Origin of the sequence: Acinetobacter sp. SK-43 (assembly GCF_015351505.1) — a bacterium.
Taxonomy (GTDB): domain Bacteria; phylum Pseudomonadota; class Gammaproteobacteria; order Pseudomonadales; family Moraxellaceae; genus Acinetobacter; species Acinetobacter junii.
Map to the genome: position 1 here is coordinate 1 of NZ_JADKPY010000012.1, position 14,991 is coordinate 14,991.

Sequence of the window (14,991 nt, forward strand, 5' to 3'; positions counted from 1 at the left end):
GCAAAAGCTTCCTTTTTATTGAGTTTAATTCATCAATTATAGGAAATAATGATTGAAAAATAAGCGTGGAACGTGAAAAATCATATAAAAGCCGTTTCAGTATGCTGAACCCTAGAACGACCTAATTTAAGATATTGATATTTATGTTAAAAGCTCAAGTATTTTGCATAAGGTGTATTATGTTAATTTTAGAGAAATTAAAAATAAAGGTTGATAATGAACATAGGGATTTTTTGGTATTGGAATAATAAAGTCATCGGTATAGCTCATGTGTTTAATTTAGGTGATGCTGATTCAATTGGCTTAATTGATAGTCCTTACACGCATATCGAGTATTGGAAAAATGTACAAAGTGAATATCCAGAGCTTAGAGCTTATGAATATGAGCAGATTCCACGAGGTCGGGTAATTTACGATATGAACAAAGATAAAGTAATTGTCTATATGGATAAGACATTATTTACTTCCCAAACCGCATCTAAGATTTATGATTTCTTTGATATAGACTCTGAGTCAGCTATTCCTAGAAAAGATCCTCACTATTGCACCTAATTGTAAAATTTGAGCTAAAATAGACATCTCTATTAATGGAGCTATAAATATGAGAAAACGCTTAAAAGACTATAGCCTTGATCAAGTTTCAAATCGCCAAAAGGTTTCAGGTCAAGTATTACCAATTCAATTTAGCAATGATGAAGCAACAAAACGTGTTGTGATGCACAGTGCTAAACGAGTTATTAATCAGCATAAAGCTGAACTTCAAGAGCTTGCTTATAAATGAGTTTGATTAGCTCAACATTCGTGATTGCTGTACATGATGAGATCCTATTACAAACTGGCGTAGGGCGAACAGGTTGTCATATTGAAAAGCTAGAAAGCGTATTAAGTCGTATAGATCAGCAGATGTATTACAGCGATGTAAGCGATATTTTTGAGATCGCAGCATGGTTCGGCATAGCTATATCGAAAGGTCATGCTTTTGTTGATGGCAATAAGCGAACTGGTTTAGCTGTAATGCTGACTTATCTCGAAATTCAAGGTGTTACCATTCAAGAACAAACTGGTTTAGATGATTTGATGGTTGATATTGTTGAATCACAAGAAGAACATGAATTATTAGCCAAAATTGTGGCTGAGTTCTTATATGAGCTATCAATGATTTAAACTAAGAAATTATGATTTGAATATTTGGATCCTCAATATTTAACAAAATATTTTTATAAATTATAAAGTTTTCTTCTTCACGACAAATAAAGAATACCTCTTCGACATACTCGTATTTATGTAATAAAGATAGGATTGTGCCTATGGCAATCTCAGAAGCTAATTGTCGAGGAAAACCATACACACCTGTACTAATATTGGGAAAAGAAACAGTAGATGCATGAAGTGCATTTGCCTTAAAAAGCGCATTACTATAAGCATCACAAAGTAACTGTGGCTCATTACGCTCACCATTAAACCATCTCGGACCAACTGCATGAATTAGATATTTTGCAGGTAAATTACCAGCGGTAGTTACCTCCGCTTGACCTGTTGGACACCCACCTTTTTCTTGATTCAGCTTGATACATTCAGCTTTCATCAATGGCCCTGCTTTCTTATGAATGACATAATCAAGCCCACTTCCACCAAGCAATGATTTGTTTGCTGAATTAACAATGGCGTGTACAGCAAAGGTTGTTATATCTGCTTGGGTGAGATGGACTTTTTTCATAATTAGTTTTATAGAATACCCTTTTGTTTCTTATATTCAGTAATGATTGTTCCTAATTCTGGTTCAAATAATTTGATATATTCATCAGATAGACCTCTACTACTAGATGGATGTGGTAAGCACACAACTTGGCATTGTTCAAAATTATCAAAGTAAACTTTAAATCGAGTACCATCAAAATCTGTTTTTTGTACCATTTTTAAGGGTTCTATTTCTGGACCAACAATAGCAGTAAACCTATCCCAAACATCTATATTTCTCAGAAAATTAATAAGCTTACTACCCATAAATAAAATTACTTTGGGTCTCAAAACTTCAATATGATGAATAAAATTATCAACTGCTTCTTTTTCTAAGAAACGATTATAGCTTTCTATATCTGCATTACTCGTATAGGCCCAATTAGTTTGAATAATACATTTATCAAAGTCTGAACCTAAATTTTCATCGTTTAATGGGTGTCCCCAAAACTTAAACCATTTTTTGATATTTTTATCATAAGGCCAAGTATTGGCAGAAGGACCATACCTTAGGGTTTTATTACTAAATGTACATTCAATGCTCATATCTACTGTGGGACGGCTATCGCTTTCATCCAGTTTTTGATCTTCTTTTGACCATCCCCATTCATAGCCACAAATCATTAATCCGTTTTTATCATTAAAGCCTGCAAAAATTGAATTTGCTAAATTTAGATTTCTTTCCATTATTCTTTTCTCAGATGAACTTAAACCTTAAGTTAACACATATATTTCATATTAATCAATTATTTAGTTAGAAATAGGTACTATTGTAATTACATTAACGGTTTTTAGGAGACTCTAGGTATCATCACATTTGTAACAAAAAATATAATTTATATAAATCATATACATAAATGTTTTATTTTAGGTATGAAAATTTAATATTTAACATAAAATCTCTTATGCGAATCCCACCATTTCATCACACTTTTTACATTCCAACATCACCCCTAACTTTTCCTTACGCCCTTGCTCCGTCAACACCCAAGGACGATTTTGCCACGGTGGATCATGGCGCACATGCTGCGTATGACCACAAGCTAGATCAGCAACCCAATGATTTTCTTCATCGATATGAAAACCAACAATGGCCTGTTGCATTTATTCACTCATGCTTTCGAGTTTAGAACTTTCCAAACCCTTTAAGAAGCGATGACATAGATTATGAATTGCCACCAAATCATTGGGATCGAGACCCAAAGAGCAGGCGAGTTTAAAAGGAATTAAGGTAATTTCATCTTTTGCAGACAGTGCTTTTTCCAGCAAGATCACCTTTTTCATACGCTCATCTTCTTTTACCGCAATGCGCTTTAAAAACTGTTTTTCTTCAAGTTTTTTAATAATTGGCGTCAGGGTGCCTGAATCAAAAAAGGTCTTTTGTCCAATTTCAGACAACGTCACATTGTCCTTTTCATACAAAGCCAACAGCACAATAAATTGCGGATAGGTTAGGTCGTATTCCTGAAGTAAGGGACGATATTGACGAATCATTGCATTGGTCGCGGAATACATTGCAAAACACACTTGATTATCCAAGTAAGAAAATTCAGTCATGCTTTACTCCTCAAGGTCACCTTTGCTAGCTCACAGTATAGATTGGTTAATAAGAAAAGTATATTGCGCATAATTAACTTGCATGCAAGATAATTGTATGCAATATTAATTCACATAGCTGAACAAATAGACAAAGCTATTAAGCAAATAAGATGGATTGAATCAGAGCGAGATGTTGTATGACCACAATTTATGATTTTCAGGCTGAACTTTTAGAAGGCGAGCAAAAGAACCTTGCAGACTATCAAGGCAAAGTTTTATTGGTAGTGAACACTGCAAGTCAATGTGGCTTAACCCCACAATTTGAAGGGCTTGAGAAGCTATATCAAGACTATCAACAACAAGGTTTGGTGATTTTAGGTTTTCCATGTAATCAGTTTGCAAACCAAGACCCATCAAGCAATGAAGAAATTGGCAACTTCTGTCAGCGCAACTATGGTGTGTCATTTCCTATGTTTGCCAAAGTCGATGTGAATGGTTCAAATGCACATCCGATTTATAAATACCTCACCTCAGAAGCCAAAGGTATTTTAGGTAGTGAAAGCATCAAATGGAATTTCACCAAGTTTTTGATTAATCAAAATGGCGAAGTGATTAAACGTTATTCTCCAACGACCAAACCTGAAAAAATTGGCAAAGATATTCAGAAACTTTTCGCTTAATTTGATGCTGAAAGCGAATGCTGCACGAATTACTGGCAATGAAATCATTTGCCAGTAATTTTATAATTTTTATCACTCAGAAAATCGTCTATTTAAATAAATCGAATCTAGTGATCTGAATAAATTAGAATTTTTTAGATTTAAGAATTACATAACTTGTTTAAACATCATCACTAAACTTCGCTATACTTTTTGCCAAGATTAAAAATACGAGCGTCAAATTATGCGTGTACTTGTAGTGATGGACCCAATCGAAACGGTAAATCTTAAGAAAGATTCCACGATGGCAATGTTATGGGTGGCAAGTCGTCGCGGGCATGAATTGGGTTATGCATTACAACACGATTTATATATTGATCAAGGTAAAGCATTTGGTCTGATTGCACCGCTTAAAGTCTTTGAAGATTATGATCATTATTATGAGTTAGGTGACAAGCGCAAAGAGTCATTGGCTGACTACGATGTGGTGTTGATGCGCAAAGACCCACCATTTGACATGAATTTTGTCTATACCACTTATATTTTGGAACAAGCAGAACGTGAAGGCGCTTGGATTATTAACAAACCACAATCCCTACGCGACTGCAATGAAAAATTGTTTGCAACTCAATTCCCAGAACTTCAAGTGCCCACTTTAGTGACTTCACAACAAAGCCTGATTCGTGAATTTATTAAAGAACATGGCGATGTGATCGTAAAACCACTCGATGGAATGGGTGGAATGGGGATTTTTCGTTTATATCAAGATGGCGTAAACATCGGTTCAACTCTAGAAATGCTCACCGAAATGGGCACACGTCCAATCATGGCGCAACGTTATATTCCTGAAATCGTCGAAGGAGATAAGCGTATTTTGATGGTGAACGGTGAACCTGTACCGTATTGTTTGGCACGTATTCCACAAAATGGCGAAGTGCGTGGTAACTTGGCTGCGGGTGGTCTAGGTCAGGCGCGTCCACTCACTGAAAATGATAAAATGATCGCAGCAAAAGTGGGTCCTTTCCTGCGTGAAAAAGGCTTAGTTTTTGTCGGTCTTGATGTGATTGGTAATTATGTGACAGAGATTAATGTCACGAGCCCAACCTGTATCCGCGAGATTGATGCACAATTTGGAACATCGATTGCAGACGATCTATTTAATGTCTTAGAAGCAGGTCGTTCAAATTAATCAAGCTGTTAGATTTTGACCCAAATGCCCATTTGTTTTTTGCGAAAATTAACATGCGAATGGGCATTTAGATGTCGACAGAACCATGTTTTTAGCAAACAATTGAAAAAAGCCACGCTTTCTGTTGTAAACAGGTGAAATTCGCTTTTCGTGAATGAAGCTTTAGGATTAAAATAACTCCCGAAAACAATAGACGATAACCTTCTTTTTTGAGTTGAAGAATTAGACCGTGACCAATTCGCCACAGAACAAACCCAAACATGTCATGATGATGGCCGCTGGTACAGGTGGACATGTCTTTCCAGCACTTGCAGTTGCGAAACAACTTCAACAAGAAGGTTGCCAAGTCTCATGGTTAGCCACACCATCGGGTATGGAAAATCGCTTACTCAAAGATCAAAATATTCCAATCTATCAAATTGATATTCAAGGTGTACGCGGTAATGGTTTAGTCCGTAAACTCAGCGCACCTTTTAAAATCTTAAAAGCGACCTTAAGCGCTATGCGCTACATGAAACAGTTGAAAGTTGATGCAGTTGCAGGCTTTGGTGGTTATGTCGCAGGGCCAGGTGGTTTAGCTGCACGTTTACTTGGTATTCCTGTATTAATTCATGAGCAAAATGCGATTGCAGGATTTACCAACACTCAATTGGCTCGTATTGCCAAAACCGTGTGTCAGGCATTTCCAAATACTTTCCCAAACAGTGATAAAGTCGTCACCACAGGCAATCCTGTACGTGCGGAAATTAGTTCGATTTTGAATCCTTCTTGGCGTTATCAAACCCGAGAGCAGGAGCATCAACCGATTAGCATATTGATTGTGGGAGGGTCATTGGGGGCACAAGCGTTGAATGAGCGCTTACCCGCAGCATTGAAAAAAATAAATGCGCCTCTCAATGTATTCCATCAATGTGGTCAGAACCAACAGGATGTCACGCTTGAGCGTTATCAAGATGCGCCAGCGACATTAAAAGTTGATGTTCAGCCATTCATTCATGATATGGCAAAGGCGTATAGTGAAGCAGATTTGATTATCTGTCGTGCGGGTGCGTTAACCGTCACCGAGGTTGCGACAGCAGGGGTTGCTGCAGTTTTTGTTCCACTACCGATCGCTGTAGATGATCACCAAACTGCAAATGCGAAGTTTTTAGCAAATGTTGGTGCGGCTAAGATTTGTCAACAAGCAGAAATGACACCTGATGTGTTAGATAAACTGCTAAGTAGCTTGATCAATCGTCAGTTACTTTCTGAAATGGCAGTTAAAGCACGTCAACAAGCACAACCAAATGCTACACAGCATGTGGTTGATCTGATTAAAAAATTGTAATTCGAGTCCATCTATGTCACCTACAAATCCAAACCAAGCCAAAAAGCTAATCAAAGTGCCTGAAATGCGCCGTATTAAAAACATCCACTTTGTTGGTATTGGTGGTGCGGGGATGTGCGGTATCGCTGAGGTATTAGCCAACCAAGGTTATAAAATTTCGGGTTCAGACATTAAAGCCTCAAAAACCACAGCGCAACTCGAAGCGAATGGCGTTAAAGTCTTTATTGGACATAGCGCTGACAATATTAAAAATGCCAACGTCCTTGTTGTTTCAACAGCGATTGATCCTGAAAATCCAGAGATTAAAGCCGCGATTGAACAACGCACACCGATTGTACGCCGTGCTGAAATGCTTGGTGAGTTGATGCGTTATCGTCATGGTATTGCAGTCGCAGGTACACATGGTAAAACTACAACGACTAGTTTATTAACAACGATGTTGGCGGAAGAAAATCTTGACCCGACATACGTAATTGGTGGATTGCTGAATAGTACAGGGGTAAATGCGGCACTGGGTGAAAGCCGTTTTATCGTAGCAGAAGCGGATGAGTCAGATGCTTCATTCTTATATTTGCAGCCAATGGCTGCGATTGTGACCAATATCGATGCCGATCATATGGACACTTATGAAGGTAGTTTCGATAAATTAAAAGATACCTTTATTCAATTCTTACATAACTTGCCGTTCTATGGTTTGGCTGTGGTATGTGGTGATGATGCCAATATTCGCGAAATTTTACCGCGTGTTGGTCGTCCAGTACTGACCTATGGTTTTAATGAAGATAATGATGTACGTGCCGTTGACGTTGAACAAGATGGTATGCGCTCACATTTCACTGTATTGCGTAAAGATCGTGAGCCATTACGTGTCACGATTAACCAACCAGGTTTACACAATGTCCTAAATGCGCTTGCGGCGATTGGTGTTGCGACAGATGAAGGTGTTTCTGATGGTGCGATTTGTCGTGCTTTAGAAGGCTTTAGCGGTGTTGGTCGTCGTTTCCAAGTTCAAGGTGAATTTGAGGTTGGTGAAGGCACTGTTAAACTCGTTGATGATTATGGTCATCATCCAAAAGAAGTTGAAGCAACGATTAAAGCAGCGCGTGCCAGTCATCCAGATCGCCGTTTAGTCATGATGTTCCAACCACATCGTTTTAGTCGTACTCGTGATTGCTTTGATGACTTCGTGGATGTTCTTTCGCAAGTTGATCAACTTTTATTGTTAGAAGTTTATCCAGCGGGTGAAAAGCCGATTGTGGGTGCAGACAGCCGTGCTCTTGCGCGAAGTATTCGTTTGCGCGGTCAGGTTGAGCCAATTTTAGTTGATCCTGTTGAAGGAAATTTACCAAACGTTTTGCAAAAAGTGTTACAAGCGAATGACCTGTTATTAACACAAGGTGCGGGTAACGTCGGTGCAATTTCGGTAGAATTGGCTCAGCATCGCTTGTATGCCCAATAGTTTTAGAAAATTCCTCCCAACCTTCTTTTAAAAAAGGGCGGAGTTTCCCTCTTTCATAAAGAGGGGGCGGGAAGATTTAGAGAATTTAGAAAAGTTTTAAGGATATAAACGTGTCAAATGCTGCAAAATTCGGCAAAGTTGCTGTGTTATTTGGTGGGAAGTCGGCTGAGCGTGCTGTGTCATTAGACAGTGGTCAAGCTGTATTAGAGGCTTTATTGCGTTCAGGTGTACAAGCAGAAGCATTTGATCCACAAGAAAAAAGCGTAACTGAGCTTGTTGCCTATGATCGTGCATTTATTGTATTGCACGGTCGTGGTGGTGAAGACGGACAAATTCAAGGTGTGCTTGAGTGGTTAAATATTCCATATACAGGAACGGGCGTTCAAGGCTCTGCGATTGGTATGGATAAAGTCAAAACCAAACAAATTTGGCAAGGAAGTGATTTGCCAACAGCTCCATACCGCATTATTACAAAAGATTCTGATTTGAACTCAGTTATAGCAGATCTAGGTTTGCCTGTGATCATCAAGCCTGTACATGAAGGTTCGAGTGTCGGGATGAGTAAAGTTGAAAAAGCAGAAGATTTTGCTGCGGCAATCGAGAAAGCGACTAAACATGATGCAGTGGTCATGGCTGAAAAATGGATTACGGGTCGTGAATTCACGATTTCTTTCCTGAATGGTCAACCGTTGCCAGTTATTCGTTTGCAACCCCCAGCTGATGTCGCATTTTATGACTATGAAGCGAAGTACCAACGCAATGATGTCCAATATGGTATTCCGTGTGGTTTGAGTGAAAATGAAGAAAAGTCTTTGCAAGCGCTATGCTTACGTGCATTTCAAGCAGTAGGTGCAGAAGGTTGGGGACGTATTGATGCGATGCAAGATGAGCAAGGTAATTTCTGGTTGTTAGAGGTAAATACTGTACCTGGTATGACCAGCCACTCGCTTGTACCTAAAGCTGCACAAGCGGTCGGTTATAGTTTTGATGAGCTTTGCCTAGCAATTTTAGAGCAAACTTTAGCAAAGTCGGCTTAATTATTCATGGCTCAACTTCCTGCATCAATGCGTCGTAAAACACGACCTGCCATCAGCTCTATTCATGAGAAACCGCCTTCGCCTAAACAAAAAATGGTGAACGCGGGTGGTTGGCTGCTTCTTGTTGTTGCATTTGCCGTGCTTGCAGTTGGTCTTTATGGCTTATATAAAGTCATGACAGATGCAACTGTTGCACAATTGCAGGTGGTGGGTACTCAATCAGAAGTTGAGAACCAACAGTTGGTTCAACATCTCAATCCTATAATTAAAGATAATTATTTCACTTCAGATTTAGAATTAATTCGTGATCAGGCGTTACAAGTCTCATGGGTTGATCGGGTGGTAGTTTCACGAGCTTGGCCAAATGCAATTCGTGTGCGGGTGATGCCGCGACATGCGATTGCACGTTGGGGAACAGGGCGCTTGCTCAGTGATAATGGCGATGTCTTTAGCGAAGCTGTGCCAAAGGTACATCCAAACTTGCCGCTTTTGCATGGTCCAGTCAGCCAATCCAAAATGATGATGCGTCGCTATAATGAAATTAATCAGTTGTTTTATCCTGCAAATTTGCGGTTAAAAGAGCTTTATTTAACAGAGCGTATGACATGGTTCATGCAGTTTGATTCAGGTTTACGTATTATTGTTGACCAAGATCAAACCATGAATAAGTTACAACGCTTGAGCCAATTGGCACAAACGGATTTAAAACCTGTATGGTCAAAAATCTCGGCGATTGATTTACGTTACCGAAATGGCTTGGCCATTCAGTGGAAAAATGCAATGCCGCCAAAGATTGTCAATGGTCAATTAGTTGTAACGATTGATGACACAAACCTTGCGGGTGCAATTCAGGCAAAGCCATAATACGTGGCTTGAAAATAACAGGCAGTTTTGCCCGTATAAACAACAAAAGATATGGTATTGAAGTAATGAGTGAAGCTGTTCCCTCAGTTGTTGCGATTGATATTGGGACTCATAAAGTCTCAGTTTTGATTGGTAAGATCCATGCACCGGATAAAATCCAAGTGATCGGCATGGCAACTGCTCGCAACCGAGGTATGGTTAAAGGCAAGATTGTCAGCTTAGACAAAGTGATTGCTGCCATTAAAAATGCAGTATCCGAAGCAGAAGATATGGCGGAATGTCGTATTCATAGCGCGTGGGTGTCGATACCAAGTACTGAATTACAAAGTTTTTATGCTTCAGGTCGCACTCCTGTCGCAAATCATGATCATATTATTACGACAAATGAAGTAGTTAGAGCGTTAGAGTTGGCTAAAGCGAGCCATGTGACCCCTGATTATTATTTAGCAAGTGCTGTGCCTTTAGGTTTTGAGTTAGGTGACTCTGCTGAATGGGTACAAAATCCTGTGAATATGTCAGCACATAGCATGACAGGACACTATCAGCTGATGATGATGCCGATCAGCACCATGCAAAACCTTGATCGCGCGATGAAAGGTGCGAACATTGGTGTTGAGAAAATGGTGGTATCTTGCCTTGCAACAGCTGAATCGAGCTTGCTGAAAGATGAAAAAGAATATGGTGTTTGTTTAGTTGATATTGGTGCAGGTATTACCAATATTGCGGTTTATTTGGATGGACGTTTGGCATTAGCACGTACTCTACCGCGTGGTGGTGAAAATGTGACACGTGATATTGCAGCAGTTTTACAGACTACAACTGAAGAAGCCGAACGCATCAAAATTTTACATGGTTGTGTCGATATCAGTGTGGTCAAACCAGACCATATGATTCAAGTTCAAGGTATTGATGGTACGCAAACCATCAGTCGTATTGAGCTTGCAGAAATTGTAATTGCACGTTATGAAGAAATCTTTACATCTATCCGTGAAGAGTTAGAGCATAGTGGTGCAATTCATGGTTTATATCATGGTGTTGTACTCACAGGTGATGCTTGTCAAATTGAAGGAATGGTGAATTTGGCGCGTCGTATGCTTGGTGTATCTGCACACTTGGGTAATCCGCCTTTGCAAGTTTATGCTGAAGATCAGCACTTACCTGCATTGCGCCGTTCAATGTATGCGACAGCGGCAGGGTTGTTGATGTTTAGCCAAAGTGACTTACAAGATGCTGTTGAAGAACCTGAAGAAGCGAATGATCGAAGTTTTATGGATCGTGTCGCAAACGGTTGGAATGCACTCAATAGCAAGCTTAAGGCGATTTTCTAACTTGTAGGTATTTTGGGGAAAAATTGTTAGGAAGTTGTAATAGTAAGTCACTGGACTTGACAAGCTGAGTAATATTGAACAGCATCCTAGGCATCAGTAGTTTTAAAAATCAAGGCAGTAACGGGCTGAAGTAACTGCCATTTATATATTAGGAAATTTAAAGGTCATGGCCTCATTTGAATTTATAGAAGATGAACTAGACGATGGCAACGGTCAAGCCCGTTTCACAGTATTTGGCGTGGGTGGTGGTGGCGGTAACGCTGTTCAACACATGGTGCAGTCAGACATCAAAGGCGTAAAGTTTGTTTGTGCAAACACGGATAAACAAGCCCTAGATAGCATGAATGCTCCATTCAAGATCCAGCTGGGTGAGCAAAGTACTCGTGGTTTAGGTGCAGGTGCAAATCCAGAGGTTGGTCAGATTGCTGCTGAAGAAAGCCGTGAAGTGATTCGTCAACATCTCGAAGGCACGGACATGGTTTTTGTCACCGCAGGTATGGGCGGTGGTACAGGTACAGGTGCAGCACCTGTGGTTGCCGAAGTAGCTAAAGAAATGGGTATTTTGACCGTTGGTGTTGTGACAACCCCTTTTAATTTTGAAGGTCGTCGTCGTCAAAAATCAGCTGAAAAAGGTATCGATGCACTTGAAGCACATGTAGATTCGTTGATTATTATCCCAAATCAACGCTTACTCAGCGTGTATGGTGACATCTCAATGAAAGATGCCTATAAAAAGGCAGACGATGTATTGTTAAATGCTGTTCGCAGTATTTTTGACTTAGTGGTAAATCGTGGTCACATTAACCTAGACTTTGCTGACTTAAAAACTGCGATGAGCACACGTGGTTATGCAATGATGGGTGCTGGTTTGGGACGTGGTGAAGACCGTGCTCGCCAAGCAGCTGAACAAGCAATCCGTAGCCCATTACTCGATAACGTGAATATTATCAATGCTAAAGGTGTATTGATCAATATTACTGGTGGTGATGATATTACGTTACGTGAAACAGAAATTATTACCGATGTGGTCAATCAAATTGTTGATTTGGACGAAGGTGAAATCTTCTACGGTACGGTATTTGATCCTGATGCACGTGATGAACTTCGTGTGACTGTAATTGCAACTGGTCTGACTCGTAATGCGAGCGAAGTTGAGGCGAAGAAGCGCGTTGCGACAACGCATCATGCCACAGCACATACAGCCCAACAATCAGTTGATGAAGATGATGTACCTGCAATTAGTAAGCGTACAAATGCTGAATCACCAGTAGCGAACGCACCAAGTTCAACCCCGCGTTCTTCGCCGATGAGCATTCAGGACTATCTGAAAAATCAACAGCGTAAATAACAAAATCATATGTTTAGCTAAAGGGGGACAGTAATTGTCCCCTTTTTTATTTTTTTAAAATGGCAAAATATGCTAAGTTATATCGGTTTTTGCAAATGAAGTTGGCGTGGCATGGTGAAACAACGTACTTTGAAACGTGTGGTGAAAGCGAGCGGTATTGGTCTGCACAGTGGTCAAAAGGTGCTGATTAATTTTGTTCCACACCATATTGATGGAGGTATTGTCTTTCGCCGTATTGATTTAAATCCGCCAGTTGATATTCCAGCAAATGCTTTACTTATCCAAGAAGCCTTTATGTGCTCCAATCTCGTTCGAGAAGATATTAAAGTCGGAACGATTGAGCATGTGATGAGTGCGATTGCAGGATTGGGGATTGATAACCTCATCGTTGAAGTGTCTGCATCCGAAGTGCCAATCATGGATGGTAGTGCTGGTCCATTTATCTATCTTCTTATGCAAGGTGAGCTTGCAGAGCAAAATGCACCGAAGAAATTTATCCGAATTTTAAAACCTGTAGAAGCGCTGCTTGAGGATAAGCGTGCTATTTTTACCCCTCATTCAGGTTTTCAACTTAATTTTACGATCGATTTTGATCATCCCGCCTTCGCAAAAGAATATCAATCTGTCAGTATCGACTTCTCTACAGAAACCTTTGTCTATGAAGTTAGCGAAGCCCGAACTTTTGGTTTCATGAAAGATTTGGATTATTTAAAAGCCAACAATCTTGCATTAGGTGCAAGTTTGGAAAATGCGATTGGTGTTGATGATACAGGCGTAGTCAATGAAGAAGGGCTGCGCTTCGCCGATGAGTTTGTTCGCCATAAGATTTTAGACGCAGTAGGTGATTTATATCTATTAGGGCATCAAATTATTGCGAAATTTGATGGCTATAAGTCAGGACACGCTCTGAATAATCAGCTTCTTCGCAATGTTCAAAACGATCCAAGCAGCTATGAAATTGTAACATTTATTAACGAGAATGAATGTCCGATTCCGTATGTAAGTGTGACATAAGTCATTGTCTTATATTGTGTATGTTATATTATAACAATTAAAATTGTGATGTGGTTCTCGTTATTTGATTGAGTGTTTCGATCGTCAATATCGGTACTTTACTTTTTATTGCTTGCCAAACGTAGTAAAGCTTGGCTAAGCTTAGGGTCGCTCACATGTTCAGCGGCACTGCGTAATAGCTCCTTTGTCTCTGAAGAAAGTGCTTGAGGCGGGGGAGAGACTTGTTGAGAAACCACGGTTTTATTTCTTAAACGGACTTGGATTTTTCTTAAATCTCTGAGACCTTCAAGCTGAGCTAACTGCGCAACATAGTGACTTTGTAAATAACTGAGCTGACTAATCATTGCTTGATTTTCACCTGTTATGGTCAAAACGCCATGTTGATAACAAACAACCTGCCATTGTTCTGGTTGGGGCAATAATGGTTGAATAATTTTCGTAAGTTGTTTCCATTGTGTGACTTGCGTAGTCAGAAACGTTAAGTTTCCTGTTTTTATGTGTTGTCCTTTCTGTTGAAAGACGTTTGTAGGTTCAGACATTTTAACTTCCCACGAGGTTAGATGTTCATCTTAAGCGTTCACTTTAGCTGATTTCAAGGAAGAGATGATAAAGGAACTTTAGTAAGGACGGTTTCAAGAGGTTTTTATGCATCATACGCGTCGTATTTTACTCGCATTTTCATTAGCTGCTTCTGCAGCATCGGTTGCCTTTGCAGATTATCAAAATATCACTCAAACTACGGGTGATGACCGTTTAGAAGAATTATCAAAAACACTTGCTCAAGGTTCTTATAATCATCCAGATGATATAGATCTACCAGCAGTTTCAAATGTATCTGTTCAGTTGCGTGAAAAGACGATTGAATTAAACAACGCAATGATTGAAAAGAAATATGGCCGTTCGGCAATTTCTACTCCGAAAGAAAAATCTACATCATCATTTTCATCAAATACGGGTTATTCTTGGTTAGTGAGCCATCCGTTGGAAGAAGGGCGTGTAAGTTCATCTTGGGGAACTCGTACTTTACTTGGTTCTACTCGTCACCATTCAGGTATTGATCTTTCAGCACCATCTGGAACTCCGATTTATGCAACCGGTCCTGGTGTTGTAACAAAATCTGGTTGGGGTTCAGGTTATGGTCAATACGTTGAAATTGATCATGGCAATGGATATATCACACGCTACGCTCATGCTTCGCGTTTAATCGTAAATGCTGGTGATCGAGTGAGTGCAGGTGAACACATTGCAAATGTAGGTTGTACTGGTCGTTGTACTGGTCCACATTTACATTTTGAAGTTGTAAAAGATGGTCAACGTAAAAATCCATCAACATACTTAGCGATGCTGCCTTAAGTCATTTGTATAACATTTGTATATTAATTCTGAGAAAATCGCCATTATTGGCGATTTTTTATGTCTTTTGTTTTATTTAGGTCAATGACTATTTAGTGAGAAAATATTAAGGCATTTTGTATTCATTTGGGGCGATA

18 protein-coding genes are annotated in these 14,991 nt (G+C 39.6%); 13 read left to right on the forward strand and 5 right to left on the reverse strand.

What is annotated here, in order from left to right:
- The first annotated feature begins 216 nt into the window (after nt 1-216).
- Genes IRT38_RS03770 through IRT38_RS03780 form a run of 3 tightly spaced genes read left to right on the forward strand, consistent with a single transcriptional unit; the run spans nt 217 to nt 1,164 of the window.
- The gene (locus IRT38_RS03770; protein ID WP_194596982.1) at nt 217-552 is read left to right on the forward strand and encodes a hypothetical protein; all 336 of its coding nucleotides are present in this window, start codon (nt 217-219) and stop codon (nt 550-552) included.
- Between the two features lie 49 nt (nt 553-601).
- Nucleotides 602-781, forward strand: a complete 180-nt coding sequence (locus tag IRT38_RS03775; protein ID WP_004679044.1) for a hypothetical protein — start codon at nt 602-604, stop codon at nt 779-781.
- Nucleotides 778-1,164: a type II toxin-antitoxin system death-on-curing family toxin gene (locus tag IRT38_RS03780; protein ID WP_005324872.1), complete on the forward strand. Its 387-nt coding sequence runs from the start codon at nt 778-780 to the stop codon at nt 1,162-1,164. Before IRT38_RS03775 ends, IRT38_RS03780 begins: the two co-directional genes overlap by 4 nt.
- Before the next feature lies 1 nt (nt 1,165).
- Here IRT38_RS03780 and IRT38_RS03785 read toward each other — a convergent pair whose 3' ends face one another.
- The 4 genes from IRT38_RS03785 to IRT38_RS03800 form a co-directional block, all read right to left on the reverse strand.
- On the reverse strand, nt 1,166-1,717 hold the full coding sequence (locus IRT38_RS03785; RefSeq protein WP_114238013.1) for a macro domain-containing protein: 552 nt from the start codon (nt 1,715-1,717) through the stop codon (nt 1,166-1,168).
- A gap of 8 nt (nt 1,718-1,725) precedes the next feature.
- Nucleotides 1,726-2,424 carry a hypothetical protein gene (locus tag IRT38_RS03790; protein WP_194596983.1) on the reverse strand — a complete coding sequence of 233 codons (699 nt, stop codon included), beginning with the start codon at nt 2,422-2,424 and terminating at the stop codon, nt 1,726-1,728.
- A gap of 216 nt (nt 2,425-2,640) precedes the next feature.
- Entirely contained in the window at nt 2,641-2,841 is a 201-nt protein-coding gene (locus IRT38_RS03795; protein ID WP_194596984.1) for a DUF3565 domain-containing protein, read from the reverse strand.
- Nucleotides 2,842-3,294, reverse strand: a complete 453-nt coding sequence (locus tag IRT38_RS03800; protein WP_194596985.1) for a MarR family winged helix-turn-helix transcriptional regulator — start codon at nt 3,292-3,294, stop codon at nt 2,842-2,844.
- A gap of 179 nt (nt 3,295-3,473) precedes the next feature.
- Between IRT38_RS03800 and IRT38_RS03805 the strand changes: the two genes are divergently transcribed.
- The 9 genes from IRT38_RS03805 (at nt 3,474) to lpxC (ending at nt 13,501) form a co-directional block, all read left to right on the forward strand.
- On the forward strand, nt 3,474-3,956 hold the full coding sequence (locus IRT38_RS03805; RefSeq protein ID WP_194596986.1) for a glutathione peroxidase: 483 nt from the start codon (nt 3,474-3,476) through the stop codon (nt 3,954-3,956).
- Nucleotides 3,957-4,179: 223 nt separating this feature from the next.
- Nucleotides 4,180-5,124 carry a glutathione synthase gene (gene gshB, locus IRT38_RS03810; protein ID WP_194596987.1) on the forward strand — a complete coding sequence of 315 codons (945 nt, stop codon included), beginning with the start codon at nt 4,180-4,182 and terminating at the stop codon, nt 5,122-5,124.
- Nucleotides 5,125-5,353: 229 nt separating this feature from the next.
- Complete coding sequence (murG, locus tag IRT38_RS03815) at nt 5,354-6,451, forward strand: undecaprenyldiphospho-muramoylpentapeptide beta-N-acetylglucosaminyltransferase (protein WP_005403409.1); 1,098 nt, start codon at nt 5,354-5,356, stop codon at nt 6,449-6,451.
- 13 nt (nt 6,452-6,464) lie between these two features.
- Nucleotides 6,465-7,910, forward strand: a complete 1,446-nt coding sequence (murC, locus tag IRT38_RS03820; protein ID WP_004951289.1) for a UDP-N-acetylmuramate--L-alanine ligase — start codon at nt 6,465-6,467, stop codon at nt 7,908-7,910.
- A gap of 110 nt (nt 7,911-8,020) precedes the next feature.
- A complete protein-coding gene (locus tag IRT38_RS03825) occupies nt 8,021-8,947 on the forward strand; it encodes a D-alanine--D-alanine ligase (protein ID WP_194596988.1) in 927 nt (308 codons plus the stop codon).
- Between the two features lie 6 nt (nt 8,948-8,953).
- Nucleotides 8,954-9,811, forward strand: a complete 858-nt coding sequence (locus IRT38_RS03830) for a cell division protein FtsQ/DivIB (protein WP_004951291.1) — start codon at nt 8,954-8,956, stop codon at nt 9,809-9,811.
- Nucleotides 9,812-9,876: 65 nt separating this feature from the next.
- Entirely contained in the window at nt 9,877-11,139 is a 1,263-nt protein-coding gene (gene ftsA, locus IRT38_RS03835) for a cell division protein FtsA (RefSeq protein ID WP_004909921.1), read from the forward strand.
- A gap of 166 nt (nt 11,140-11,305) precedes the next feature.
- Entirely contained in the window at nt 11,306-12,487 is a 1,182-nt protein-coding gene (gene ftsZ, locus IRT38_RS03840; protein WP_194596989.1) for a cell division protein FtsZ, read from the forward strand.
- Between the two features lie 111 nt (nt 12,488-12,598).
- Nucleotides 12,599-13,501, forward strand: coding sequence for a UDP-3-O-acyl-N-acetylglucosamine deacetylase (lpxC, locus tag IRT38_RS03845; protein WP_004909915.1), 903 nt, complete (start codon nt 12,599-12,601; stop codon nt 13,499-13,501).
- Between the two features lie 98 nt (nt 13,502-13,599).
- On the opposite strand, the gene IRT38_RS03850 is transcribed toward lpxC, so the two are convergent.
- Nucleotides 13,600-14,040, reverse strand: coding sequence for a DUF721 domain-containing protein (locus IRT38_RS03850; RefSeq protein ID WP_194596990.1), 441 nt, complete (start codon nt 14,038-14,040; stop codon nt 13,600-13,602).
- A gap of 106 nt (nt 14,041-14,146) precedes the next feature.
- Here IRT38_RS03850 and IRT38_RS03855 point away from each other — a divergent pair, with 106 nt between their 5' ends.
- A complete protein-coding gene (locus IRT38_RS03855) occupies nt 14,147-14,854 on the forward strand; it encodes a M23 family metallopeptidase (protein WP_004909910.1) in 708 nt (235 codons plus the stop codon).
- Nucleotides 14,855-14,991 lie beyond the last annotated feature (137 nt).